The 24,478-nt window shown below is 71.8% G+C and carries 21 protein-coding genes and 1 pseudogene; 13 read left to right on the top strand and 9 right to left on the bottom strand.

Annotated features, from left to right (window positions below):
- Positions 1-3: 3 nt before the first annotated feature.
- The 3 genes from FGF04_RS26230 to FGF04_RS26220 form a co-directional block, all read right to left on the bottom strand.
- The gene (locus FGF04_RS26230) at positions 4-972 is read right to left on the bottom strand and encodes a carbohydrate ABC transporter permease (RefSeq protein WP_149513691.1); all 969 of its coding nucleotides are present in this window, start codon (positions 970-972) and stop codon (positions 4-6) included.
- Positions 973-978: 6 nt separating this feature from the next.
- A complete protein-coding gene (locus tag FGF04_RS26225; protein ID WP_149513690.1) occupies positions 979-2,316 on the bottom strand; it encodes an ABC transporter substrate-binding protein in 1,338 nt (445 codons plus the stop codon).
- A gap of 126 nt (positions 2,317-2,442) precedes the next feature.
- The gene (locus FGF04_RS26220; protein WP_149513689.1) at positions 2,443-3,657 is read right to left on the bottom strand and encodes an ROK family transcriptional regulator; all 1,215 of its coding nucleotides are present in this window, start codon (positions 3,655-3,657) and stop codon (positions 2,443-2,445) included.
- A 496-nt stretch (positions 3,658-4,153) separates the two neighbouring features.
- On the opposite strand from FGF04_RS26220, the gene FGF04_RS26215 reads away from it, so the two are divergent.
- The 3 genes from FGF04_RS26215 (at position 4,154) to FGF04_RS26205 (ending at position 5,510) form a co-directional block, all read left to right on the top strand.
- On the top strand, positions 4,154-4,369 hold the full coding sequence (locus tag FGF04_RS26215; protein WP_149513688.1) for a DUF6243 family protein: 216 nt from the start codon (positions 4,154-4,156) through the stop codon (positions 4,367-4,369).
- A gap of 125 nt (positions 4,370-4,494) precedes the next feature.
- Positions 4,495-5,022 (top strand): DUF6584 family protein, encoded by a 528-nt coding sequence (locus tag FGF04_RS26210; protein WP_149513687.1) that lies wholly within the window; start codon positions 4,495-4,497, stop codon positions 5,020-5,022.
- Between the two features lie 62 nt (positions 5,023-5,084).
- Positions 5,085-5,510 carry a hypothetical protein gene (locus tag FGF04_RS26205; protein ID WP_235882495.1) on the top strand — a complete coding sequence of 142 codons (426 nt, stop codon included), beginning with the start codon at positions 5,085-5,087 and terminating at the stop codon, positions 5,508-5,510.
- Between the two features lie 242 nt (positions 5,511-5,752).
- Here FGF04_RS26205 and FGF04_RS26200 read toward each other — a convergent pair whose 3' ends face one another.
- Positions 5,753-6,379 (bottom strand): Uma2 family endonuclease, encoded by a 627-nt coding sequence (locus FGF04_RS26200; RefSeq protein ID WP_235882494.1) that lies wholly within the window; start codon positions 6,377-6,379, stop codon positions 5,753-5,755.
- 312 nt (positions 6,380-6,691) lie between these two features.
- Positions 6,692-7,819, bottom strand: coding sequence for a mechanosensitive ion channel family protein (locus tag FGF04_RS26195; RefSeq protein ID WP_149513686.1), 1,128 nt, complete (start codon positions 7,817-7,819; stop codon positions 6,692-6,694).
- A 229-nt stretch (positions 7,820-8,048) separates the two neighbouring features.
- Between FGF04_RS26195 and FGF04_RS26190 the strand changes: the two genes are divergently transcribed.
- Entirely contained in the window at positions 8,049-8,585 is a 537-nt protein-coding gene (locus FGF04_RS26190; protein ID WP_149513685.1) for an HNH endonuclease, read from the top strand.
- Between the two features lie 57 nt (positions 8,586-8,642).
- Here the strand turns inward: FGF04_RS26190 and FGF04_RS26185 are convergent, their stop codons facing one another.
- Entirely contained in the window at positions 8,643-8,825 is a 183-nt protein-coding gene (locus FGF04_RS26185) for a hypothetical protein (RefSeq protein ID WP_149513684.1), read from the bottom strand.
- 243 nt (positions 8,826-9,068) lie between these two features.
- On the opposite strand from FGF04_RS26185, the gene FGF04_RS26180 reads away from it, so the two are divergent.
- From FGF04_RS26180 to FGF04_RS26170, 4 genes and pseudogenes are all read left to right on the top strand, one after another.
- Entirely contained in the window at positions 9,069-9,338 is a 270-nt protein-coding gene (locus tag FGF04_RS26180) for a hypothetical protein (RefSeq protein ID WP_149513683.1), read from the top strand.
- Positions 9,338-9,550: pseudogene (locus FGF04_RS42110) on the top strand (4-alpha-glucanotransferase); the annotation flags it as partial. The gene FGF04_RS26180 and the pseudogene FGF04_RS42110, both read left to right, overlap by 1 nt.
- Before the next feature lie 43 nt (positions 9,551-9,593).
- The gene (malQ, locus tag FGF04_RS26175) at positions 9,594-11,294 is read left to right on the top strand and encodes a 4-alpha-glucanotransferase (RefSeq protein WP_235882492.1); all 1,701 of its coding nucleotides are present in this window, start codon (positions 9,594-9,596) and stop codon (positions 11,292-11,294) included.
- Positions 11,295-11,362: 68 nt separating this feature from the next.
- Entirely contained in the window at positions 11,363-11,662 is a 300-nt protein-coding gene (locus FGF04_RS26170; RefSeq protein ID WP_149513682.1) for a hypothetical protein, read from the top strand.
- A 202-nt stretch (positions 11,663-11,864) separates the two neighbouring features.
- Here the strand turns inward: FGF04_RS26170 and pepN are convergent, their stop codons facing one another.
- Positions 11,865-14,450: an aminopeptidase N gene (gene pepN, locus FGF04_RS26165; RefSeq protein ID WP_149513681.1), complete on the bottom strand. Its 2,586-nt coding sequence runs from the start codon at positions 14,448-14,450 to the stop codon at positions 11,865-11,867.
- A 231-nt stretch (positions 14,451-14,681) separates the two neighbouring features.
- Here pepN and FGF04_RS26160 point away from each other — a divergent pair, with 231 nt between their 5' ends.
- Complete coding sequence (locus FGF04_RS26160; protein WP_149513680.1) at positions 14,682-15,506, top strand: DUF7537 family lipoprotein; 825 nt, start codon at positions 14,682-14,684, stop codon at positions 15,504-15,506.
- Positions 15,507-15,602: 96 nt separating this feature from the next.
- Here FGF04_RS26160 and FGF04_RS26155 read toward each other — a convergent pair whose 3' ends face one another.
- Positions 15,603-16,643 carry an aspartate-semialdehyde dehydrogenase gene (locus FGF04_RS26155; protein WP_149513679.1) on the bottom strand — a complete coding sequence of 347 codons (1,041 nt, stop codon included), beginning with the start codon at positions 16,641-16,643 and terminating at the stop codon, positions 15,603-15,605.
- A gap of 215 nt (positions 16,644-16,858) precedes the next feature.
- Here FGF04_RS26155 and FGF04_RS26150 point away from each other — a divergent pair, with 215 nt between their 5' ends.
- Together FGF04_RS26150 and FGF04_RS26145 are read left to right on the top strand one after the other, a co-directional pair.
- The gene (locus tag FGF04_RS26150; protein WP_188114228.1) at positions 16,859-17,419 is read left to right on the top strand and encodes an RNA polymerase sigma factor; all 561 of its coding nucleotides are present in this window, start codon (positions 16,859-16,861) and stop codon (positions 17,417-17,419) included.
- A gap of 1 nt (position 17,420) precedes the next feature.
- Positions 17,421-18,239: a hypothetical protein gene (locus FGF04_RS26145; RefSeq protein WP_149513677.1), complete on the top strand. Its 819-nt coding sequence runs from the start codon at positions 17,421-17,423 to the stop codon at positions 18,237-18,239.
- A 97-nt stretch (positions 18,240-18,336) separates the two neighbouring features.
- Here the strand turns inward: FGF04_RS26145 and FGF04_RS26140 are convergent, their stop codons facing one another.
- Positions 18,337-21,657: a S8 family serine peptidase gene (locus FGF04_RS26140; protein WP_149513676.1), complete on the bottom strand. Its 3,321-nt coding sequence runs from the start codon at positions 21,655-21,657 to the stop codon at positions 18,337-18,339.
- Positions 21,658-21,888: 231 nt separating this feature from the next.
- Between FGF04_RS26140 and FGF04_RS26135 the strand changes: the two genes are divergently transcribed.
- Both FGF04_RS26135 and FGF04_RS26130 read left to right on the top strand, forming a co-directional pair.
- Positions 21,889-22,359, top strand: a complete 471-nt coding sequence (locus FGF04_RS26135; protein ID WP_149513675.1) for an NUDIX hydrolase — start codon at positions 21,889-21,891, stop codon at positions 22,357-22,359.
- A 264-nt stretch (positions 22,360-22,623) separates the two neighbouring features.
- The gene (locus FGF04_RS26130; RefSeq protein WP_149513674.1) at positions 22,624-24,387 is read left to right on the top strand and encodes a TIGR03767 family metallophosphoesterase; all 1,764 of its coding nucleotides are present in this window, start codon (positions 22,624-22,626) and stop codon (positions 24,385-24,387) included.
- Positions 24,388-24,478 lie beyond the last annotated feature (91 nt).

Below are 24,478 nucleotides of genomic sequence, written 5' to 3'. Positions count from 1 at the left end.
GCGTCATGGCCGGTCACCTGCCTGGACGAGGCCGCCGCGGCGCCGCATCAGGAACGCGGTGAACGCCATGGACAGCGCGAACAGCACCAGCGCGACCACGCAGGCGGAGCCGTAGTCGAAGCGCTGGAAGCCGAGGTTGTAGACGAGCTGGGGCAGGGTGAGGGTCGACTTGTCCGGGTACCCCGGCTCGAACTGCTGCCCGGAGCCGCCGATGATCCCGGAGGCGACCTTCCCCGCGACCAGCGGTTGCGTGTAGTACTGCATCGTCTGGATGACCCCGGTGACCACCGCGAACATCACGATCGGCGAGATGTTCGGCAGCGTCACGAACCGGAACCGCTGCCAGGCGGACGCGCCGTCCAGCTCGGCGGCCTCGTACTGCTCCTTCGGTACGTCGAGCAGCGCGGCCATGAAGATGACCATCAGGTCGCCGACGCCCCACAGGGCCAGCGCGGTGAGCGCGGGCTTGGACCAGGCGGCGTCGGTGAACCAGCCCGGTGTCGGCAGGCCCAGCTCGCCGAGGACCGAGTTGACCGGCCCCGTACCCGGGTTGAGCAGGAACACGAAGGCCAGCGTGGCGGCGACGGGCGGCGCGAGGTAGGGCAGGTAGAACAGCGTGCGGAAGACACCCGTGCCGGTCCTGATCCTCGTGATCAGCAGGCCGATCCCCAGGCCGAAGACGACCCGGCAGCCGACCATGACGAGCACCAGCCACAGGGTGTTGCGCAGCGCCGGCCAGAACATCGGGTAGTCCTGGAAGACGTAGCTCCAGTTGGCGAGCCCCCTGAACTCGGGGGCGCCGAAGCCGTCGTACTTCATGAAGGAGAAGTACACGGTCGAGACCAGCGGGTACGCGAAGAAGACGCCGAAGCCGATCAGCCACGGCGACATGAACGCGGCTGTGCGCAGGGCCTGTTTCCTGCGTTTCGTGCGCAGGGTCGGTGAGGCCGCGGATGCGGGGAGCGTGGCCATGGGACGCTACTTCGCCTGCTCGATGTCGCGGTCGATCTGCGCGGCGGTCTTCTCCAGACCGGCCTTGAGATCCTTCGCCTTGCCGGACTCGTACTGGAAGCCGAAGTCCTGGAGCGTCGTCTGGTACGTCGAGCCGTTGACGGACGCGGGCGGGGTGTTCGACCGCGGGTGCTGGGCGATGTCCACGAAGGTCTTGAAGCCGTCCTCGGCCTTCAGGTCGGGCGACTTGAGCGCGTCGAACGTCGACGGCACGTTGTGGATGGCGTTGGCGAACGACACGACGGCCTCGGTGTCGGTCGTCATGTACTTCACCAGCTCCCAGGCGGCGTTCTGCTTCTTGCTCTGCGGGGCGATGCCCATGATCGTGCCGGACAGGAACCCCTTGCCGTACTCGTCGACCTCGTCGTCGGCGACGGGCATGGGCGCGGTCCCGATCTCGAACTCCACCCCCGCGTCCTTCGCCATCCCGAGCCGCCACTCGCCGTCGAGCTGCATCGCCACCTGGCCGGTGTGGAAGGGGTGCTTGGCGCCCCACTCGTCGCCGAAGGTGTTGCGGTACCTCTCCAGCTTCTCGAAGCCGCCGAGGTCGTCGACGAGCTTCTTCTGGTACGTGAACATCTCGGCGAAGGCCGGGTCCTTCGCGATGTTCGACTTGCCGCCCTTGTCGAAGTAGGCGTGGTCCCACTGCGCCATGTAGTGGTCCACGACGGTCTCGTAGCCGTGGTAGTTCGGCATGAAGCCGAGCTGTTCGTACGAGTCGCCCTTGGCCTTGGTCAGCTTCTTCGCGTCCTTCGCGAACTCGGACCAGGTCTTGGGGGGCGCCTCGATCCCGGCCGCCTCGAAGGCGTCCTTGTTGTAGTACAGCCCGTAGGCGTCGCCGAGCAGCGGCAGCGCACACCGCGTGCCCTCGAACTGCGTGTACTCCAGCATCGGCTTCGGGATGATCGCGTCGAGGTCGAGCTCCGACTTCTCGATGAACGGCTTCAGGTCGGCGAAGGCGCCGGAGGAGCAGAACTTGCCGACGTTGGACGTGGTGAACGAGGACACCACGTCGGGGCCCTTCGAACCGCCCGCGCGCAGGGCCTGGTTGAGCTTGTCGTCGTTGATGTTGCCGACGACCTTCACCTGGATGTTGGGGTGCGCCTTCTCGAAGCGGGCGATGTTCTCCTGGATCGCCTTCACCTCGGCGGGCGCGCTCCAGCCGTGCCAGAAGGTGATCGTGGTCTCGGCGTTCGGGTCGTCGGAGGCACCGGAGCCGGACGAGCCGGTACAGCCGGTGGCGAGCAGGGCGACGGAGGCGGAGGCGGCGAGCACGGAAGCCGCTTTCTTGGATATTCCGGGCATGGCGAGGTCTCCCTAGGGCGGGATCGACAGGATCTGAGGGATCTGAGGGATCTGAGGGATCTGAGGGATCTGCGGAATCGGCGGGACGGGTCGGGGCGGGGCGGTGTCGGACCTGGTGCGGGCTGTTCAGCGGGCCGAGGTGTCGAAGACCTCGTCGCGGGTGGCGGCGAGCGCGCTCTCCAGCGCGCCGCGCAGGACCGGCTGTTCACGGACGTCGCCGAGGACGAGGCGCGGCCGGGACGCGGCCAGCTCCTCCAGCTCGGCCTGGACGAGGGCGCGCAGGGGTTCGCCGCCCCTGCTGAGCGAGGCGCCGCTGAGGACGACGAGTTCGGGGTCGAGGACGGAGACGAGCGAGGCGAGACCGGTGGCGAGCCCGGTCGCGTACGTCTTCAGGAGCTCGCGGTGGGGGCCGCTGTCGATCTCCGCGGCCTGCTCGACGAGGGCGGCGGCGACCTCGGTGTACGGGCCGGTGGGGAGGGGCTTGATGCCCAGCTCGCGGGCGAGCTTCGGAACGGCCTGGGAGCCGGCCAGTTCCTGGTAGCCGCCGCTGTTGGCCTTGGTGACGTGCCGGACGAGCGGGGCGCCGGGCACGGGCAGGAAGCCGACCTCGCCCGCACCGCCGGTCCAGCCGCGGTGCAGCCGCCCGCCGATGACCAGGGCGGCCCCCAGGCCCCCCTCGTTCCACAGCAGGACGAAGTCGTCGTGGCCCCGGGCGGCGCCGAGGCGCTGCTCGGCCATGGCGGCGAGGTTGACGTCGTTCTCGTACTCGACGGGCATCGGCAGCGCCGCCGCCAGCTCGTCGAGCAGGGCGGGGGAGTGCCAGCCGGGCAGGTGGGAGGCGTAGCGCAGGCGTCCGGTGTTCGGGTCGAAGGCGCCCGGGGTGCCGATGACGAGCCGCCGGAGGTCGGCCCGGGTCAGCCCCGCCGCCTTCACCGCGCCGTCGAGGGCGTCGGTGACCTGCCGTACGACGCCGTGGGCCGGGCGGCGGCCGGGGGTGGGCAGCTCGTACTCGCCCACCGTCCGCCCCGTCACGTCGGCGACGGCGGCGAGGATCCGCTCGGGCGTCACGTCGAGCCCGGCGGCGTGGGCGGCGGCCGGATTGACCGCGTACAGCTGGGCGTTGGGCCCGGGCCGCCCCTCGCTGGTGCCGGTGACGACGACGAGCCCAGCGGCCTCCAGTCGGGCCAGCAGCTGGGAGGCGGTCGGCTTCGACAGCCCGGTCAGCTTGCCGATCCGGGTCCGGGAGAGCGGGCCGTGTTCGAGGAGCAGGTCGAGCGCGGCCCGGTCGTTCATGGCGCGCAGCACGCGCGGGGTGCCCGGTGTACCGGAGATTCCTGCCATGTCTGCGACACCTGCCTCTCGGCCGCCCAGTTTCCCAGCGTGATCACCGGGAAGTCCACCGGCGGGCCACTGTTAGGAAACTTTCCTGTTGGATGGGAGGAAGGTAGGCCGGGGGTGGGGGAGGCGTCAACAGATTGCTCGCGCGGCAACGGAGTCGTTACGCACGGGCGACGTTCCCGGGGCCCGGGCGGCGGCTCTGAGGCCCGGGCGGCGGCCCCGCGCCCCGGGCGGTGGCCCTGCGATCCGGAGCCCTGGGCGCTCGCCGGAGGTCCGGGCGCTAGCCGAATGTCCGGTCGGCTCCGGCAGGCTTGTTGCCCCCGGGGACCGGACAATCGGGTGGGCGGGACCGACGGGGCCGGGTAACGTCCTCGTCATGTTCTTCCAGACGCCGATTTACGAGTGAGAGCGCGACGGGCCCGCCGACGTCCTCCGACGCGGCCGCCCGTCCCCCACCGGCGAATCCGTAGATCACTCCACCTCAGCACCGGGAGAACCCGTGACCGTGAGCAAGAACATCAACAACCCCGTGGGCCAGGGCGGCGGCCAGCGCAAGAAGCAGTCCCGCACCGAACGCCAGAACAACGGCCCGTACCGCAACCTCGACCGTCAGAGCGCGGCCGACCGGAAGGCGGAGTTGCTGCGCAAGATGCGCGAGAAGACGAGCACGACGGAGACCGCCGCCCAGGCGACCGACGACACCGCCCAGGGCTGACCCATCGCCGCCGCGGGGCGGCACCGTACGGAACAGGGCCCGGACCGCGACGCGCGGCCCGGGCCTCTCCTCGATGGAGGAAAACCAGGTCGACGTGGGTCGGTGCCGGACTCGATCATGTGTTCATGCCCCTGAGTGAGACCCTTGCCCGAGTCGACGCGGACCTGGCAGCCGGCCGGATCCCGGTCGCGCGCCAGCGCCTGCGCGGTCTCGTCTCGTCCTTCCCGCGCGACCTGACGCTCCGCCGCCGGCTGGCCGAGGTGTACCGGTTCTACGGCGACGCCGCCGAGGCGGGACGCTGGATGTACCTCGAAGGGGACCGGGGCGCCGAGGAGACCGCCGCCTTCGAGGCGCGGTACGGGACTCCCGGGCGGCGGATGAAGGCCCTCGCCTGGCACGGCCCCGAGACGCAGGCCGCAACCGCCTTCGCGGAGGAGCAACTGGCCGCGGTGCGGACCGCCTGTGCCGAGAAGCTGGGGCACCCGGTCGACTGGGACGCCCCGGCCTCCTACGGGGACGACCTGGAAGGGGAGTCCGAGGGGCCCTCCGAGCCGTGGACGATCGGCGGTGCGCTGACGGGCATCGGCTGCCTGATGGCGCTCCTCGCGTTCCTCGCGATCTGGGTGAACGGACTCATCGCCCTCTTCGACTGACCCGGACCGCCAGGTCCCGGTACTACGGCAGGATCGGGTGGATCGACATCGCAGGAGGATGAGTGATCACCGTCACCCAGGGGGCGAAGACCACTTCGTCGTGCGGGACCTGCGGTGGCGTGCTGGTCTGCGACGTCGGGCAGTTCATCGAGCAGGGACGGTTGCGCTGGGGTGTCGAGGGGCGGTGCCGGGACTGTCCCGACGCATGGTGCGAGACGGGCGAAGGCCCGGCTCCCGAGGAGATCAGACAGGCACTGCTGGCCGAGCACGGGTCCATTCGGCTCCGTCTGGAGACCGGGGAGACCTGTCTCGTCCCTGTGTTGCGGGCCTTGCGCGGGATGTGGGACCTGTCCCTGGACGAGGCTCGACTGGCAGCCACCGATCTGAAAGGCACCGGTTTGGTCGGCACGTCCGTGGAGATGGCGCACCTGGCGGAGGGACTTCGCGAGAGGTCCGTCACCACGACCCTCGTACCGTCACCTGCCTGACCGCTCTGAGGGAATCACGAGGCGCCTCCCGCCGGAACGCTCGCGACCGCTGACGGGATACGGGACCACCTCGTCGGTCGGCCGAACCTCGCTCTGCGCCGTCCCGGGACATGGTTCCGGGACGGCGCGACGACTGCTTCATGGCCTCGGTCCACGCCGAGTTCGCCCATCGGCGTGGCCGGCTCGCGCCCGGCCGTGTTCCGGTGCCCGGAGACGGTAGCTGCTTTCCCCGGCCACCCCGACTACTCCACCGGCTCCAGGAAAGGAGCGGTCCCGAGTGTCGGGTACGGGGCGGGGAGCGGAAGGGGGCGGCCCAGTTCGGCTTTGACCTCGGTGGCGTAGTACGCCTCGGTGGGATCGTCGCCGGGAGTGATCGGGTCCGAGTAGCAGTGGGCCGTCCTCCGGCGACGGTTGACCAGGACGTAGACGGGGACGCCCGCTGCGGCATAGGTACGCAGCTTGGGGCCGGTGTCCGTCTCGTGGTTGGTCGAGGTCACCTCGCCGACCAGGGAGATCATGTCGATGGGGTACCAGCCCTTGTGGGCCCTGCGGTACGACTCGTCGAGTTCCGTCGCCTTGCGGCGGCGCACGTAGAAGTCCGGGATGAGCAGGGCCATGGTCCGGCCGTCCTTGTGGGCTGCCCGGTAGCCGTTGCCCATGCCCACCAGGTCGAATCCGGCGACGCGGAACTGGAAGGACAGCTCGAATGCGCCTTCGTTGTGGTTGTCGTTCGGTGCCGGCGGCACGATGACCGTCCCCTCGACGTACTCGGGTCGAATGGGCGTCTCGGACGCCTCTTCGAACGCGATCAGCAGATCGATGGGGTCCTGCTGCGTCATGACCGGCTCCATGATGAGTTCGGCACTCACTGATGCTTCTCCCTCGCCACGCTGTCGCCAGGCTACGCCCGTTCTGGGTGCCCCGGCAGAACCATGAGGCACTCGGACCCCGTCCGACCTGGGAACCCTGCGGGCCTTCACTCGAACGAGCGTGCCGAACCGTCACGGTGACCCGGCGGATCGGGTTCAGTCCCCCATGGACCGACCCGGTTCGCGAGGCGTCTGCCGCAGGGCGGCCATCTACGCGAGCAGGGCGTCGGCGTGAACCCGTGCGGGGCGGCGTCAGGATCACTCCGGATGCCGCCCCGCGGTGGGTGGATGTGTATGAAAAAGGTCTCCCCGCTACTTCGTCACATTTGACGGGACGACCGCCGGTGGGGCTATCGGGGATGCCGCCTGGGACTGCGGGGAGCCCGTGTTGGCGTAGGCCGACGGGGCCGCCATGCCCGCCGTCGGGTCGGCGGCCGGGGTGTCCTCCGCCGGGGCCGGCAGGCCGCCCACGATGCGGATGCCCGCGGCGTCGAAGGCGTGCTTGATGCGCCAGCGCAGTTCGCGTTCCACCGACAGGGCCTTGCCCGGCATCGTCTTGGCGCTGACCCGGACGACCATCGAGTCCAGCAGGACGCTGTCCAGGCCCAGAACCTCTATCGGGCCCCACAGACGCTCGTTCCAGGGCTCGTCCTTGCTCATCGTCTCGCCGACCTCCGCGAGGACCGAACGGACGCGGTCCAGGTCCTCGTCGGAGCGGACCGTGACGTCGACGCCGGCCGTGGCCCAGCCCTGGGAGAGGTTGCCGATGCGCTTGACCTCGCCGTTGCGGACGTACCAGATCTCGCCGTTGTCGCCCCGGAGCTTGGTGACCCGCAGGCCCACCTCGATGACCTCGCCGGAGGCCACGCCCGCGTCGACCGTGTCGCCCACGCCGTACTGGTCCTCCAGGATCATGAAGACGCCGGAGAGGAAGTCGGTGACCAGGTTGCGGGCGCCGAAACCGATCGCCACGCCCGCCACACCGGCGGAGGCCAGCAGCGGCGCCAGATTGATCTGGAACGTGCCCAGGATCATCAGCGCGGCCGTGCCCACGATCAGGAAGGACGCGACCGACCGCAGGACGGAGCCGATCGCCTGGGAGCGCTGGCGGCGGCGCTCGACGTTGACCAGCAGACCGCCCAGCGCCGTGCCGTCGACGGCCTGCGCCGTGCGGTTCATGCGTTCGATGAACTGCGTGATGGTCCGCCGGACGGCGATTCTCAGGGCCACGGCTATGACCACGATGAGCAGCACCCGCAGTCCGATGCTGAGCCAGGTGGACCAGTTCTGCTCCACCCAGCTGGCGGCGTTGGTCGCACTCTCCTGGGCGTCCTGGAGCGTCGGGGACGTCGGTTCCTCGGTGGGATCGGCGACCGGCAGGACGGACGGGAACACGGCAGGTACCTCCAGGCGTAGCGGCCCGCCCGTGGCAGGGGACATCGGATGGGGTGCCGATGGGCGGAAACACCACACTAACGGGGCACCGTGTGCGGATCGTTGCAATGTTCGAGGGAGAGACTGTGCTCACGTGGGGATGAAGGAGGTGTGGTCGAAAACACTCCCAGCCCGTTACCGGGACATGGTGGCGCTTCCACCAGGCATGAGGGGAGACTGACTACGGATCGTCCCGGCGCGAGCCACGCGCCGCCGGCGTACAAGGAGGCCATCCGTGCCGCATGTCCTGGTCCTCAACGCGTCGTACGAGCCCCTCGGCGTCGTACCGCTCCGCCGCGCGCTCGTCCTCGTCCTGGAGAACAAGGCCGTCTCCCTGGAGGAATCCGGCGCCTTCATGCACAGCGCGACCGTCACCGTTCCCGCTCCCAGCGTGGTCCGGCTGAAGAGGTTCGTGCGCGTCCCGTACCGGGGGCCCGTCCCGCTCACCCGCCGCGCTCTCTTCGCCCGTGACGGCGGACGGTGCATGTACTGCGGTGGCGTCGCAACCAGCGTCGACCACGTCGTCCCGCGCTCCCGCGGGGGTCAGCACGCCTGGGACAACGTGGTGGCGTCCTGCCGGCGCTGCAACCACACCAAGGCCGACCGGCACCTGGTGGAGATCGGCTGGCGCCTGCGCCACAAACCGGCCCCGCCGACGGGGCTCGCGTGGCGCATCATCGGCACCGGCCACCGGGATCCGCGCTGGCTGCCGTACCTGCAGCCGTACGGCGCGGAGGATGCGATGGCCCGGATCGACGGCATCTCCGCCTGACGATCCGGGCCTTTGGTTTGCCCGGGACCCGACCTCGCCCCCGACCCGGCCGCGGGGCTACGCGAAGCGCAGCTCCGTCGGGGCGGTCGAGCGTCGCAGCAGCGGGAGCGAGGTCGCGGCGGCGAGCAGACAGGCCGCGTACACGGCCACGGGCACGAGCAGCGGCACCGCGAGCACCACCAGGGCGAAGCCGGCCCAGGCCGCCACCGGGAGCCCCCGCTCCAGCAGGCCTGCCAGCACGAGCGCGCAGGACACCGTGGCGATCGCCGTCCCCAGCCAGCAGGCGGTGAAGAGTGGATCCCCGATGTCCGCCGGACGCGTCCGGACTCCTACTTAGGGTGTCCGGGCGGGCGCTCTTGGTGATAACGCCCGGTCGGGACAGAATGTGACCGGACGCACCTTGTCCGTTCTGTCACGTCTGCGGGCCCGCCCGCTGGGTAGGGGCTGCCCTGACCCGCACGCACGACCACCAAGGAGGCCCTTGTGGCCGCATCGGCACAGCTCCTGCTCTCGGCCCTCTCCAAACGCCCGGCGGACGTGTCCGCCGGCTCCGATCCCGACCCCGACCTCCACCCGCTCCACTGCATCTTCAGCGCCGAGGGCTCCTGTGCCGAGACGCCGCTCACCAGCGAGCCGCCGCTGCCCGATGCCGCACCCCTCACCAGCGAACCTCCGCTTGCCGACGCCGCACCCCTGACGAGCGAACCGACGTCCACGGGTGCCGCCGCCGGCCCGGATCCATCGGGGGCCTGATGCCGCTCTCCCGGCTCGCCGCGCTGCACGGCGTCGCCACGTCCTACAGTCCGTCCCCCGGCCGCACGGTCGACGCCTCGGACGCGGCGGTCGTCGCCGCGCTCGCCGCGCTGGGCGTCCCCGCGGGCACGCCGGACGCGGTCCGCGCCTCGCTCGCCGCGCGCGAGAAGGAGCTGCGCGAGCGCCTGCTGCCACCGACGGTGGTGTGCTGGGCCGACACCGGCACCGGCACCGACAGCGACAGTGACAGCGACGGTGGCCYCGATCTCGGTGTCCGCGTCGGCGCCGGCGGTGGCGCGGACTCCGCTCGCGACGACCGCGGGCCCGGAGCCGCCTCCGGCGGCGGTGGCGCGGACGCCGCCCCCGCGCCCGGCCCCGGCGGGTCCTCCCTCGCCGCCCTCCCCGTACCGGCCCTCCTCGCGCCGCTACCCCGACCCCGTCTACCTGAGGGTCGAGGACGTCCCCGAGTTCGCGTACGTCGACGAGGACGACCGCGAACGCCTCCTCGGGCTCCTGGAGCGGGCCCGCCGGCTGCGCGGGTCCGTGCTCGACAAGGACGCCCTGATCGACCGCGACGCCGTGTGGGAGCTCAAGCGCGAGGCCCTGGAGCTCGTCCGGGACGTACCGCTGGGACCCGGCCGCCGGGCCGCCTACTGCGACTTCCTCGCCGGGGAGGGCGAGGCGCTGGAGGACCACGCCACGTACTGCGCCCTCGCGGAGGTGCACGGCTCCGACTGGACGAAGTGGCCCCCCGGTCTGCGCGACCCCCGCTCCGCCGAGACCGCGCGGGCCCGCGCCGAGCTGATGGACCGCGTCGACTTCCATAGCCGGCTCGCCTGGCTGACGGACGCCCAGCTCACCGCCGCCCAGCGCGCCGCCCGCGACGCCGGCATGCCCGTCGGGCTCGTGCACGACCTCGCCGTGGGGGTGCACCCGGAGGGCGCCGACGCCTGGGCGCAGCAGGAGTACTTCGCGGCCGGCATGTCGGTCGGCGCGCCCCCGGACGCGTTCAGCGTGCAGGGCCAGGGCTGGGGGCTGCCGCCCTGGCGCCCGGACCGCCTCGCCGAGTCCGGCTACGCCCCCTACCGCCGCCTCCTGCGCGCCCTCTTCCGGTACGCGGGCGCGCTGCGCATCGACCACGTCATGGGCCTGTTCCGGCTCTGGTGGATCCCGCAGGGCCGCCCCGCCACCGAGGGCACGTACGTCCGCTACGACGCCGAGGCCATGCTCGCCGTCCTGGCCCTGGAGGCCTCCCGCGCCGGGGCCCTGGTGATCGGCGAGGACCTCGGCACCGTCGAACCGGGCGTGCGGGAGACCCTCCAGGAGCACGGCGTGCTGGGCACCTCCGTGCTGTGGTTCGAGCGCGACTGGGACGGCACGGGGCTGCCGCTGCCGCCGGAGAGCTGGCGCGCCGACTGCCTCGCCACCGCCACCACCCACGACCTGCCGCCCACCGCGTCCCGGCTCACCGGCGACCACGTCGAGCTCCGCGACCGGCTGGGTCTGCTGACCCGCCCGGTGGCGGAGGAGCGGGCCGAGGCGGCGGCGGACGTCGGGGAGTGGCTGACGGTGCTCTCCCGGCTCGGGCTGCTCCAGGGGGCGGCCGGCGGGGTCTCCGAGCAGTCGGAGGAGGCGGAGATCCAGGCCGTGCACCGCTTCCTGCTGCGCACCCCGGCCCGGCTCGTCGGCGTCTGGCTCCCGGACGCGGTCGGCGACCGCCGCCCGCAGAACCTGCCCGGGACCTGGGACCAGTACCCGAACTGGCGGCTGCCCGTCGCCGACGCGGAGGGGCGCCCCGTCACCCTGGAGGACCTCGCCGCCTCGCCGCGCCTGCACGCCCTCATGGAGGTGCTCCGCGAGGGCGACGCGGCCGGCGGCCCGGAGTCCACGGCCGGCGCGGAGTCCGCGTCCGGCGCCCCGGAGTCCGCGTCCAGCGACCCGGAGCCGGCCGCGTGAGGCCCGGGACGGCGTCCGTACGGCACCCCGGGCGCGCGGCCGTGAGAGGAGTTCGCTACGTTTGCACCGTGGACAAGAAGAACGCCCTGCGCGCCGGCGCCCTGGCTGCCGGTACGACGCTGATGATGCTGATGATGTCGTCCCCCGCGCTCGCGCTGACGCGCGACGACGGCGACGACCCCGCGCAGAAGCTGAGCGTCATCGAGACGCTGGGCCTCTACGTCGTGGCGCCGATCGGGCTGTTCCTGCTGATCGCAGGTCTGGTCTGGGTGCTCGACCGGTCGACCGACCGCGAGCCGAAGCTCAAGCCGGGAGGCAGGGGCCAGGGCAAGATGGAGGGCAAGGACCAGGTGCACGCCGGCGCCTGACCCCCTCCCCGAAAGTCTCACCGAGGGCACCGTCCTTGCGCACGTGCGCAAGGACGGTGCCCTCCGGCGTCCCGCAGGGGCGCGTCCCCTAGGGGCGCGGGGAACTGCGCGACAAGCCCCCACCGAACCCGCACGGAACCGCGAACGGCACGTACCCGCCCATGCGGTGTACGTGCCGTTCGCGGGTGCACGACCGGTACGGCTACGCGCCCGCCGCCGTGTCCGCCGCCTGTGCCTTCAGTGCGCGCTCGACCCCGGAGCGGGACTCCGAGATCAGCCGGCGCAGCGCCGGGGCCGGCTCGGCCGAGGCCAGCCACGCGTCCGTCTTCGCCAGGGTCTCCGCGTCGACCTGGACCGACGGGTAGAGACCGACCACGATCTGCTGGGCCATCTCGTGCGAGCGCGCGTCCCAGACGCCCTTGACCTCCGCGAAGTACTTGTCCGTGTACGGGGCGAGCAGTTCGCGCTGGCCGAACTGGACGAAGCCGCCGATCACGGCCTCCTGGATCGCGTTCGGCAGCTTGTCGGACTCGACGACCGAGGCCCAGGCCTCCGCCTTCGCCTCCGCGGTGGGCCGGGCGGCCCGGGCGCTCGCCGCGTGGCGCTCACCGGCGGCCGTCCTGTCGCGCTCGTACTCGCCCGCGATCTCGGCCTCGTCGAAGCGCCCCACCGCCGCGAGCCGCTGCACGAACGCCCAGCGCAGCTCGGTGTCCACGGCCAGGCCCTCGATGGTCTCCCGGCCGTCCAGCAGGCCCTCCAGGAGGTCCAGCTGCTCAGGGGTGCGGGCGGTCGCCGCGAAGGCGCGCGCCCAGGCCAGCTGGTGGTCGCCGCCCGCCTCGGAGGAGCGCAGGTGGGCCAGCGTGGCGTCCGTCCAGCGGGTCAGCAGCGCCTCGCGGGCGTTCGGGTCGGCGTACAGCTCGACGGCCGTCTTCACCTGCCGCTGCAGCGACTGCACGACGCCGATGTCCGACTCCTTGCCGATGCCCGACAGCACCAGCGAGAGGTAGTCGCGGGTGGCCAGCTCGGCGTCGCGGGTCATGTCCCAGGCCGAGGCCCAGCACAGGGCGCGCGGCAGGGACGCCTCGAAGTCGCCGAGGTGCTCGGTGACGAAGGCGAGGGACTGCTCGTCGAGACGTACCTTCGCGTACGACAGGTCGTCGTCGTTGAGCAGGATCACGGCGGGGCGCCGCTTGCCCACCAGCTCGGCGACCTCGGTCAGTTCGCCGTCCACGTCCAGCTCGACGCGGTCCCCGCGCACCAGCTTGCCGCTGCCGCCCGCGGCGTCGTCCAGGTCGTAGAGGCCGACCGCGATGCGGTGCGGGCGCAGCGTCGGCTCGCCCTTCGCGCCCGCGGGCAGGGCCGGGGCCTCCTGGCGGATCGCGAAGGAGGTGATGACGCCGTGCGCGTCCGTCTCGATCTCCGGGCGCAGGACGTTGATGCCCGCGGTCTGCAGCCACTTCTGCGACCAGGTGCCCAGGTCGCGCCCGCTGGTCTCCTCCAGCGCGCCGAGCAGGTCGGACAGGCGCGTGTTGCCGAACGCGTGCGCCTTGAAATACGCCTGCACGCCCCGGAAGAACTCGTCCTCGCCGACGTACGCGACGAGCTGCTTGAGGACGCTGGCGCCCTTGGCGTACGTGATGCCGTCGAAGTTGACGAGCACGTCGTCGAGGTCGTTGATCTCCGCCATGATCGGGTGCGTGGACGGCAGCTGGTCCTGCCGGTACGCCCACGTCTTCATGGAGTTGGCGAAGGTGGTCCAGGAGTGCGGCCAGCGCGAGCCGGGGGCGTAGGCCTGGCAGGCGATGGAGGTGTAGGTCGCGAAGGACTCGTTGAGCCAGAGGTCGTTCCACCACTCCATCGTCACGAGGTCGCCGAACCACATGTGGGCCAGCTCGTGCAGGATGGTCTCCGCCCGCACCTCGTACGCGGCGTCCGTCACCTTCGACCGGAAGACGTACTGGTCGCGGATGGTCACCGCGCCCGCGTTCTCCATCGCGCCCGCGTTGAACTCCGGCACGAACAGCTGGTCGTACTTCTCGAACGGGTACGCGTAGTCGAACTTCTCCTGGAACCAGGCGAAGCCCTGCCGGGTGACTTCGAAGATGGCGTCCGAGTCGAGGAACTCGGCGAGCGAGGGCCGGCAGTAGATGCCCAGCGGCACGCTCTGCCCGTCCTTCTCGTAGACGCTGTGCACCGAGTGGTACGGGCCGACGATCAGCGCCGTGATGTACGAGGAGATGCGGGGCGTCGGCTCGAACTCCCAGACGTCGTCCTTGGGCTCCGGCGTCGGCGAGTTGGAGACGACGGTCCAGCCGTGGGGCGCCTTCACGGTGAACTGGAAGGTCGCCTTCAGGTCGGGCTGCTCGAAGCTCGCGAAGACCCGGCGGGCGTCCGGCACCTCGAACTGCGTGTAGAGGTACGCCTGCTGGTCGACCGGGTCGACGAAGCGGTGCAGGCCCTCACCGGTGTTGGTGTACGCGCAGTCGGCCACGACCCGCAGGACGTTGCGGCCCTCCAGGACGTCCGCGAGCGCGATCCGGGAGTCCTGGAAGACCTCCGCGGGATCGAGGGCGTCGCCGTTGAGGACGACCTCGTGGACGGCCGGGGCCACCAGGTCGATGAAGGACCCGACACCGCCCTCGGCCGCGTCGAAGCGCACCGTGGTCACGGACCGGTAGGTGCCGCCCTCCTGCGCGCCGGAGAGATCGAGGTCGATCTCGTACGAGTCAACGGTGAACAGCTTCGCCCGCTGCTGCGCCTCTTCGCGGGTGAGGTTTGTGCCAGGCACGCGGTCATCTCCTCGTTATGTGTGGGTTGCGTCATCCTTCCACGGCGGGTCCCGCAGTGCGATGTCCGTTTCCCGCCGGTCTCCCGCGCGCCGCGGCACCGCTCCTGACCGCGCTGGATACCGGACGGAACCTGCCCGGATGCGTACAGCGGGAGTGGGACGTGCCGCACGGGGCACCCGGTTCCGAGTCAAGTGGACCGGCTATGAACCGAGTTGTGGGGGAACGTCCTGATGGCAGCGAAGCGTGTCCTGGGAGTCGCGACCGTGCTGGTGCTCACCGCGGGGGTGGCCGGCTGTTCCGACGGCGGGGACGGCGGCGACGGGAAGACGAAGGGCGGGGCAAAGGGGGCGTCCTCGACCCAAGGTGCGTCCGAGTCCCAGGTGGTGCGGGCCGCCCACCGCAAGACGACCTCCGCGGAATCGGCGAGGATGAGCCTCGTCTCCGAGGCGACCGCCGACGGCAAGACCGCGACGGTGCGCGGCACGGGGGTGATGGACCTGGAGGACGGCGACAGCACGATGACGATGACGGCCCAGGGCCAGAAGATCGAGCAGCGGATCCTGGACGGCGTCGTCTACCAGAAGGCGCCCGCCGGGCAGCGCGCCCGGCTCGGCCTGCCCGACGGCAAGACCTGGATGAAGATCGACCCGGCGAAGCTGAACGGCTCGGGCGGACAGGTCAACGACCCCGCCGAGTCCTTCGGGTTCACCGAGGGCGTGACCGACCGAGACGTCACGAAGGTCGGCACGGAGACGATCGACGGCACCCGCACCACGCACTACCGCGTCAAGGTCGCCGTGAAGGACCTGGCCAAGGGGGATCAGGCCAAGGCCGACCAGCTGGAGAAGCAGCTGGGCACCTCGACGCTGCCGCTGGAGATGTGGCTCGACGACGAGGGCCGCCTGCGCCAGGAGACCATCGAGCTCACGCTGGCCCCGCAGAAGGTCACCAGCACCACGACCCTCAAGTTCACGGACTTCGGCACCGAGGCGAACGTCGAGGCCCCGCCGGCCAAGGACACGGCCGACGTCACCAAGAAGCTCGCCAAGGCCTAAAAGATTGCGCAGTTCCCCGCGCCCCTGAAAAGGGGCGCGGGGAACTGCGCGAACGGCCCCCACCGGGCCGCACCCGACACCCGACCCGGTGGTCCGTCAGACGGCAGGACCAGCGCTGAGCTCCGCCGCAACCAGCTCCGCAACCTGCACCGCATTCAGCGCAGCCCCCTTGCGCAGGTTGTCGCTGGAGACGAACAGCGCCAGCCCGTGCTCCACCGTTTCGTCGGCGCGGATGCGGCCCACGAAGGACGGGTCCTGCCCGGCGGCCTGCAGCGGGGTCGGGACGTCCGAGAGGACGACCCCCGGCGCGCCGCCCAGCAGCTCGGTGGCACGCTCCACGCTCAGCGGCCGCGCGAACCGCGCGTTGACCTGCAGCGAGTGGCCCGAGAAGACCGGGACACGCACACAGGTGCCGGAGACCTTGAGCTCCGGGATCTCCAGGATCTTGCGGGACTCGTTGCGCAGCTTCTGCTCCTCGTCGGTCTCGTGCAGACCGTCGTCGACGATGGAGCCGGCCAGCGGCAGGACGTTGAAGGCGATGGGCTGCTGGTAGACGCCCGGCTCGGGGAAGTCGACCGCCGAGCCGTCGTGCGTCAGCTTGTCCGCGTCGGCGACGACCTTCTGCGCCTGGCCGTGCAGCTCGGCGACCCCGGCCAGCCCGGAGCCGGAGACCGCCTGGTAGGTGGCGACGACCAGGGCCTCCAGGCCCGCCTCCTCGTGGAGGGGCTTGAGCACGGGCATCGCGGCCATCGTGGTGCAGTTCGGGTTGGCGATGATCCCCTTGGGCCGGTCCGCCACGGCGTGCGGGTTGACCTCGGAGACGACCAGCGGGACCTCGGGGTCCTTGCGCCAGGCCGAGGAGTTGTCGATCACGACCGCGCCCTGGGCGGCGACCTTCTCGGCGAGGGCCCTGGACGTGGCGCCGCCCGCGGAGAACAGCACGATGTCGAGGCCGGTGTAGTCGGCGGTGGAGGCGTCCTCCACGGTGACCGGCTCGCCCTTGTAGTCGATCGTCGAACCGGCCGAACGGGCCGAGGCGAACAGCCGCAGGGTCTCCACCGGGAAGTCGCGCTCGGCGAGGATCCTCAGCATGACCGTGCCGACCTGACCGGTGGCTCCGACGATTCCTACCTTCACAGCGACTCCTTCTGCCTGTTCATGCTGGTTGCGTGGCCAGTGCGGGCCGACCCTCCCATCATGCGTCCCCCACCGGCTCGTGTGTCCAATCCATTGCCCGCGCACTGAGACGGTGTGACGTACGCCTCCACCGGAGCCGGGCCGAAGTCGGGCCCGAGTCCGCCGAACGTTTTGCACGCCCCCGGCGTCCTAGGGGAAACGCGGCGAGGGGAGGGGTGGCTGTGCTGCGCAGAAAAGCCCGCCGCGTCCAGGGGAGCGGGGAGGCGGCCGGGGGGCCGCTCGACGACCCCCTGGACGCGGCCCAGGAACGCCGGGTGCGAGCCGTGCTCGCGCTCGGAGGGGTGCCGCAGGCGGACCTGCCGGACGGGGTGCAGCAGGTCCGGCTGCGGCTCCTGGAACGGGCGGCGAGCGGGGCCGAGGCACCGCGTGACGTGTCGGCGTGGGCGGCGGTCGTCGCCTCGAACCTGGCCGTGGACTGGCACCGGGCCAGGCGCCGGCAGGAGCGGATCGGCGAGCGCCTCGCCTCGCTGCGGCCCGCGGAGCACACCGCGGACGTCTCCGGCGAGGACACGAAGGTGCTCTCCCTCGCCGTGGCCCGGGGCCTGGACGAGCTGCCCGACGCCCAGCGGCAGATCCTCGTGCTGCGCTTCTACGCCGACCTGCCCGTGCGCGGCATCGCCGAGGAGCTCGGCATCCCGGAGGGCACGGTCAAGAGCAGGCTGCACACGGCGGTCCGCGCACTGCGCACCCGCCTGCACGAGGACGAGGTGGTGTGACGTGTCCGGGTACGAAGGAGCCGAGTACGACGGTGTCGACGCGCTGCTGGCCGCGCTCACGGACGAGCCGCTCCCCGAGGGGGCCCGGCAGGACGCCGCGTTCCTGGCGGAGCACCGCGCGGCGGTCGCGGACGTCGCCCTGCTCAGGGACCAGCTGCGGCTCATGGGCGACGCCCTGGCGGCGGGGGAGGAGCCGCCCGCGGGCCCGCGCGCGCCCGAAGCGGTGCCCCGGGCCTCGCGCACGTCCCCGCCGCCGGGACCGCCCGGACGGCCGAAACCCGCCGGACCCCGCCGCCCGGGCCGCTACCGGCACTACGCGAGGGCGGCCGCGGGCGCCCTCGTCCTCACGGGGGGCACGGCACTGCTCGGCGGGCTGGTGTGGCTCGGTGTGCAGGGGAGCGGCGGCGACGACGCGGCCTCCGGCAAGAGCGCGGCGGGCTCGCAGCAGGAGAGCAGCGCCGACCTCGACGCCGGACGGGAGACGCACCTGGCGTGCTCGAAGGTCCTCGTCGAGGGCACCGTACGGAGCATCGCGTCCGCGGGCGGCGGGAACGTGCGGGTCGTGCTTGAGGTGAAGCGCTCCTACCGCCCCGAGCGGCCGGCGACGGACCACCCGACGATCACCGTCACCCTGCCGGAGAGCGCGCGGGAGGACCTGGGGCCCGGCACGTACACCCTGGTACGGGTGCCCGTGCACGCGCAGGACCGGACGGACTGGGAGACCGGCCCGGGGGTCGCCGACGCCCGCCGCGACATCCTCCAAGCCCTCCCGGGGGCCCGCGGCATGACGTGCCCGGACCCGGAGGAGGGCCGCGGCTGAACGGAGCCGGACGGAACCGGACCGGGCCGTACGGAGCCGGAACGGAAAGGGCGGGCGCCCGGTGCCCCGGACGCCCGCCCTCCTCACTGCCCTCCGGTTACGGCACGACCTTCTCGATCAGGACGTTGCCGGTGCCGGCCGCGGTGCCGCGGGCGTTCACGAGCTGCACGCGCCCGAAGAACGTGCGGCCCTCCGGCGGCGCCGCGTTCGCGACGACCTTCGCGGTGACCGACGTGGACGCCCCGGTGGCGAGCTTCACGGGCGTCGCGTCGACCTCGATCTGCCCGAGCGAGGGCGCGAAGTACACGTCCAGGTAGTCGTACGCGGTGGTCCCGGCCGGGACCGCGTAGCCGATGACCTGCACGGTGTACGTGCCGGCCGCGGGCGACGGGACCGAGACGGCCTCCTCGGAGTCGCCGTCCGCGGACGAACCGACCTCGTTGCCCTGCGCGTCGTAGACGGCCAGGTCCAGGTCGGCGGCGGCGTCCGAGACGTTGCCGATGGACACGTCGAGCGACTCGGCGCCCGCGGGCACGTCCACCGTGACGGTGTCCGTGGCGCCCTCGGCGATGCTCGGCCGCGTGCTCTTGGAGGAGCCGAGCGGGCCGCCCTTGAGCGAGCCGTTGACCGCGGCGAGCTTGTTCGTCACCTTCCAGGAGGCCGGCGTCGGCGTACCGACCTTGGCCTCGGGGACGGTCACGACCGCCGGGTCGAACTCGGCGCCCAGCACCTCGACGCCCAGCTTGTACGGGTTGTCCAGCAGCGGCGACGTACGGCGGGACTCGACCTCGATCTCCCAGACGCCCGGCTGCGGGTCGCTGTAGGAGCGCAGGTCGGGGCGGCAGCCGTTGCCGTCGAGGTAGTTGTTGTAGCAGTACGGCGTGGACGTGTTGTCCACCGGGACGCCGTACGGGTGGATGGCGATGAACCGGGTCTGGCTGCCGGCCTTCAGCCCGCCGATCGCGACCTCGAGGTTCTTGGCGCCCTCGGGGACGGTCACGTAGTACGAGGTGCTGGAGTTGCGCTGCACCGTGCCGGACGCGGAGTAGGCGTACTTCTGCGCCGCGGCCAGCGGGGCGGAGACGACCACGGTGGTCAGGACCTGCTTGTCGACACCCTCGGTGCGCGGGTCGTCGACCTCCAGGACGGCGCTGCTCAGCCCGGCGTTCTCGGGCCTGGCCTCGACCTTCACCGTCACCGGCTTGTTCAGCGGCAGCGACACCTCGTCCTTGCCGACGATCCGGAAGGTCTTGTCCCGGTTGTTGGCCAGGTGCAGCTCGTGCCGGACCGCGCGGTCCGCGCCGGTCGTACGGGTCACGGTGACGTCGTACGTCTTCTTCTGCCCGGCCTTGAGGCCGCCCTCGCGGTCGTAGAGGCCGGTGCCGAAGCCCGGGGTCTTGAGCGCGAAGTCGATCGCGGTGTCGACCGGGGCCTTCACGGTGTACTCGTGGGCGGTGGCGCCGCGGCGGATCGACTTCCAGGCGTCCTCGATGTCGATGAGGCCCGCGCCCTCGGCGTACGCCTGCGTGCCGCTGATGTGGTCGGCGGTCGAGGTGAGCGCGGTGCGCAGCTTCGCGGGCGTCAGGTCGATGTGCTTCTGCTTCGCGGCGCTCAGCAGCAGCGCGGAGGCGCCCGCGGCCTGCGGGGACGCCATCGAGGTGCCCTGCAGCATCGAGTAGCCGGGCGGCAGGGAGTAGCCCGCCTCGGCGACCGGGCCGCCGGGGAACCAGGTCTGCGTGGTGTTGATGGCCGCGCCGGGCGCGGTCAGGGTCGGCGTGAAGCCGCCGTCCTCACGCGGGCCGCGCGAGGAGAAGGGCATCATCGCGTACTTCTTCTCCACCGCCGAGCCGTAGTTGGCGGCCCAGGTCTGCTTGGAGATGGACGCGCCGACCGAGATGACCTTGTCGGCGAGGCCGGGGTCGCCGATGGTGTTGGCGCCGGGTCCGGAGTTGCCGGCCGAGATGACCAGCTGCACGCCGTAGGTGTCGATGAGACGCGTGTAGAGCTCGGCGCGCGCGTTGTTGCCGTCGTTGAGCGCGGGCAGGCCGCCGATGGACATGTTCACGATGTCCACGCCGCGGTTGGCGACGAGGTCGATCATGCCCTCGGTGAGCGCGACGTTGGTGCAGCCGCCGCTCCAGGTGCAGGCGCGCGAGGAGACGAGCTTGGCGCCGGGCGCCGCGCCGTTCATCTTGCCGCCGAACAGCTTGTGGGCGGCCGTGATGCCGGCGACGTGCGTGCCGTGCTCGGACTCGATGATGCCGATGTTGACGAAGTCGGACTTCTTGCCGACCCAGGTGCCGCCCAGCGGGTCCATCGGGACGTCCTTGCGGATCTCCACGACGAACGGCACGCGTTCGGCGACGGCCGTCGCCGGGTCGTCGGTGCCGAAGTAGCCGATCTGGTAGCGGTCCTTGTACGGCTTCATCGGGGTGTCGTCGGTGAAGTCGTTGTTGTCGTTCAGGTCCACGCGCACGGTGCCGGCGGCGGCGTCGTAGAGCACGCCCCAGCTGTCGGTGGTGTCGCCGTCGCGGTTGAGGTCGCCGTTGGCGTCGCCGCCGGTGGACGCGGACTCGCGGAAGCGGCTGACCGCGAAGTTCCCGGCCGGGGCCTTCCAGCTCTCGCCGTCGAAGGTGAAGGCGGGGCCCGAGCGGGCGTTGGTCATGGCGCGCCAGGTGGCGTCGCCGTCGACCAGCGGGTCGGTCGCCGTGACCCAGTCGACGATCTTGCGCTCGCCGGTGGTGGTCTTCTGCAGCGCGGGGTGCGCCACGTCGACGCCGGAGTCGAGGATGCCGATGGTGATGCCGCGGCCGTCCGCCTTCGGGTTGTCCTCCACGAAGTCGACGGCGCCCGTCTCGAAGGACGGGTTGTACGGGTTCTCGGCGGGGGTGTTCTTCCCCGGCGCCGGGTAGGTGCCGGCGGTCGGGCTCTTCCTCGCACCCTCGGCCCGGTCGCCCGACGGGGTCGGGTCGTCCAGCGCGATCTCCTGGCGCAGGTCGATGCCGTGCACGGAGGAGAGCTTGGCGGCCGCCGCGATGGCCGCTTCGGCCCTGGCGGTCGGGACGGTGGCGCGGACGTAGCCGAGCTTGTCGTAGGTGCGGCCCACGGAGCCGCCCTTGACCGCGTCCAGCTGCCCCGCGACCTGCTCGGTCCGCCCGGGAGCGGTGGCGATCATCATCGTGACGTTCTTGTCGCCGGCCGCCTGCGCCTCGGCGAGGAGGTCGGCGTCGGCCGAACCGAGCTTGCCGCCCGCGGACTTGACCGGCGCGTCGGCGGCGGGGGTGCCCGGGTCGTCCGCGGCGAGGGCCATGGGTATCGGGCCGGCCGCGGAGAGGGCGGCCACGAGGCCGGCGGCGACGGCTATGCGTGCCGCACGTCTCGCGCCGCTGATCGGAGCGCGCTGAGAGTGGAGGGTCATCAGCATCCTTGGAGGTAAAGGAAAAGTCCGTTCACGATCGGATCGACATCGAATCGATCGCGTCAGTCCGGAATGTGAACCCGGAAGACCGCTCAGCTTTACCCACGAGACGGACGTTTGGGGAGAGGTGACCGGGTCGTGAAGTGTTCATGGCGTAATTCCGCCATACGTCATGCGGTCGATCTCGGGCCAAACCGGTACGGCCGGACGCCCCTGACGTACCGTGCCGCCATGCACAAGCAGTTGCGGGTGGCGGCCTACGCCGTATGCGTGCGGGACGGGCGGATACTCCTCGCGCGCTGGGTGGCGAGGGACGGCAGCCGGCGCTGGACCCTGCCGGGCGGCGGCATGGACCACGGCGAGGACCCGTACGCCACCGTCGTCCGGGAGGCCGAGGAGGAGACCGGGTACACGGTCGAACCCCTCGCCCTGCTCGGCGTCCACTCCAACCGGCGGGCCCGTCCGCGCCGCTTCGGCGGCACCGACTTCCACGCCCTGCGCATCGTCTACGAGGCCCGCGTCACCGGCGGCGAACTGCGCCACGAGACCGGCGGCTCCACCGACATGGCGGCCTGGCACCCGCTCGACGCGGTGCCCGCGCTGGAACGCGTGGGACTCGTCGACGTGGGGCTCACGCTCTGGCGCGAACGCCCCGCGGCCGGCCGCGTGACGGGCATCCCGGAACACCCCGCGGACGCCTGAGACCCGGCCCTCGGAACGGACGGCGAAACCCACCCCCTACCCCGTCAGATGAACATGGAGTGACCGGTTCACCTCCGTTCGAGGAGGGTCCGGTGGACGCGCAGGGTAGTGCAAGATCCACGTACGGTGAACTGCGCTGCCCGTTGCCGCCCAGTTAACGCGCAGGCCATCCCCGGTGCCAAGCATCCAGTAGGAGCGGGAAGTTCGTGCGAGCGAGCCGCCCGCGACCTCTGCCGAAGCGTCCGCACCCGGGGAGACCGCGCCATGTCGCGCATACGCTCTGTCGCCACCGCCGCCCACGACCGCCGCGCCTTCCTGGCCGCCACCGGGGCGGTGTCCCTCTCCGCGGGCATCGGCCTCGCACTGCGGCCGGGCACCGGCGAGGCCGCCGCCGGAACCGCCGCCACCACCGCGCAGGGCCGGCCCGTCGCCGTCTCCCGCCGGGCGCCGGCCGCACCCCTGGCCCCGTACACCCGGGGCACCACCCTCTCGACGCTCGCGACCGCGCGCCCGGGGTCCGGGTACCGGCGGCTCGGCGACGGGCCCGCCTGGCCGCGCGTCGTGCGCGGCGACCTCGCCGCCCCGAAGGACGGCCGGGCCGCACGGCGCACCGCGCTCGCCGCGTTCGTGCAGTTCACCGACCTGCACCTGGTCGACGTGCAGCACCCGCTGCGGTACGAGTACCTGCGCGCCCAGACCGCCAGCGCCTGGCGCCCCCAGGAGTCCCTGTCGGTGGCCGGCGCGGTCTCGCTCGTCGAGCGGGTCAACGCGCTGCGCGGCGCCCCCGCCACCGGCTCCCCGCTGCACTTCGTGATGACCACCGGCGACAACACCGACAACAACGCCAGGACGGAACTGGACTGGTTCCTGAAGGTGATGAGCGGCGGCCGCATCACCCCGAACTCCGGCGACCCGGCGCGCTACGAGGGCGTCCAGAACAGCGACCTCAAGCTGTACTGGCAGCCCGAGGCGGCCCTGCGCGACGCCGACAAGCAGCTCGGCTTCCCGCGCATCGAGGGCTTCCTCGCCGCCGCGATCCGCGAACTGCGCAGCCCCGGCCTCGACCTGCCCTGGTACTCCACGGTCGGCAACCACGACTCCCTGCCCGGCGGCTGCTACGCGCCCGGCGACTCCTTCTTCGCCGAGTTCGCCGTCGGCGGCAGGAAGCTGATGACGCTCGACGAGTCGGTCGGCACCGCCCTGTGGAAGAACGTGAAGAAGGGCGGCGACCCCAAGGGCGCCGGCTTCAAGGAGATGCTCAGGTCCCAGGGCCGCGCCCTGCGCCCGGTCACCCCGGACGAGGCCCGCGCCCCCTTCACGCCCGCCGAGTACCTGCGGGCGCACCTCGACCCGGCCCACGCGGGCGCGGGTCCCGTCGGGCACGGCTACTCACAGGCCAACCTCGACGCCGGCACCCAGTACTACACGTTCCGGATCGCCGACGGCCTGCTCGGGATCAGCCTCGACACCACCGACCCGGGCGGCCACTACGAGGGCTCGCTCGGCACCGCGCAACTGCGGTGGCTGGAGCGCACGCTGAAGACGGCCGGGAGGGACGGGGACCACGTCATCGTCTTCAGCCACCACACCAGCAGGACCATGCGCAACCTCCGCGAGGACCCGGCGCACCCCGGGGAGCGGCGGCACGGCGGTGACGAGGTCCTGTCCCTGCTCGGCGCCCACCGCCCGGTGCTGGCCTGGGTGAACGGCCACAGCCACAAGAACGCCGTCACCCCGCACTCCGCCCCGGACGGCCGCTCCTTCTGGGAGGTCTCCACCGCCTCCCACGTCGACTTCCCGCAGCTCGCCCGAGTGATCGAGATCGCCGACAACCACGACGGCACGATCTCCCTGTTCACCACGCTCATCGAGTCCGCGGCCCCGCACGGCACGAACTACGAGGACCTCTCCCAGACGGGCCTGGCGGCCCTGTACCGGGAACTGGCCTTCAACGCCCCGGGCGCCCGCACGGACCTGAGCGGCTCCCCGCAGGACCGCAACACGGAACTCGTCCTGAAGAAGAACTGAGCGCCCGCCCGCAAGGGGCGCGGGGAACGGCGCAATCTTTTGCTTTTAGGGGCGCGGGGAACTGCGCGACCAGCCACAGCGCACCCGCACC

The organism is Streptomyces apricus (genome assembly GCF_008369065.1).
Lineage (GTDB): Bacteria > Actinomycetota > Actinomycetes > Streptomycetales > Streptomycetaceae > Streptomyces > Streptomyces apricus.
The sequence above is the reverse complement of the archived record's forward strand: the minus strand, read 5'-3'. Positions and strand labels throughout refer to the sequence as shown.

Excerpts from the sequence above, each read along its gene's own strand:
- FGF04_RS26220 (WP_149513689.1), bottom strand. The coding sequence starts at position 3,657 with ATGGCAGGAATCTCCGGTACACCGGGCACCCCGCGCGTGCTGCGCGCC.
- FGF04_RS26225 (WP_149513690.1), bottom strand. The coding sequence starts at position 2,316 with ATGCCCGGAATATCCAAGAAAGCGGCTTCCGTGCTCGCCGCCTCCGCC.
- FGF04_RS26140 (WP_149513676.1), bottom strand. The coding sequence starts at position 21,657 with ATGACCCTCCACTCTCAGCGCGCTCCGATCAGCGGCGCGAGACGTGCG.
- FGF04_RS26230 (WP_149513691.1), bottom strand. The coding sequence starts at position 972 with ATGGCCACGCTCCCCGCATCCGCGGCCTCACCGACCCTGCGCACGAAA.
- FGF04_RS26160 (WP_149513680.1), top strand. The coding sequence starts at position 14,682 with ATGGCAGCGAAGCGTGTCCTGGGAGTCGCGACCGTGCTGGTGCTCACC.
- FGF04_RS26210 (WP_149513687.1), top strand. The coding sequence starts at position 4,495 with ATGCCCCTGAGTGAGACCCTTGCCCGAGTCGACGCGGACCTGGCAGCC.
- FGF04_RS26195 (WP_149513686.1), bottom strand. The coding sequence starts at position 7,819 with ATGTCCCCTGCCACGGGCGGGCCGCTACGCCTGGAGGTACCTGCCGTG.
- FGF04_RS26130 (WP_149513674.1), top strand. The coding sequence starts at position 22,624 with ATGTCGCGCATACGCTCTGTCGCCACCGCCGCCCACGACCGCCGCGCC.
- FGF04_RS26135 (WP_149513675.1), top strand. The coding sequence starts at position 21,889 with ATGCACAAGCAGTTGCGGGTGGCGGCCTACGCCGTATGCGTGCGGGAC.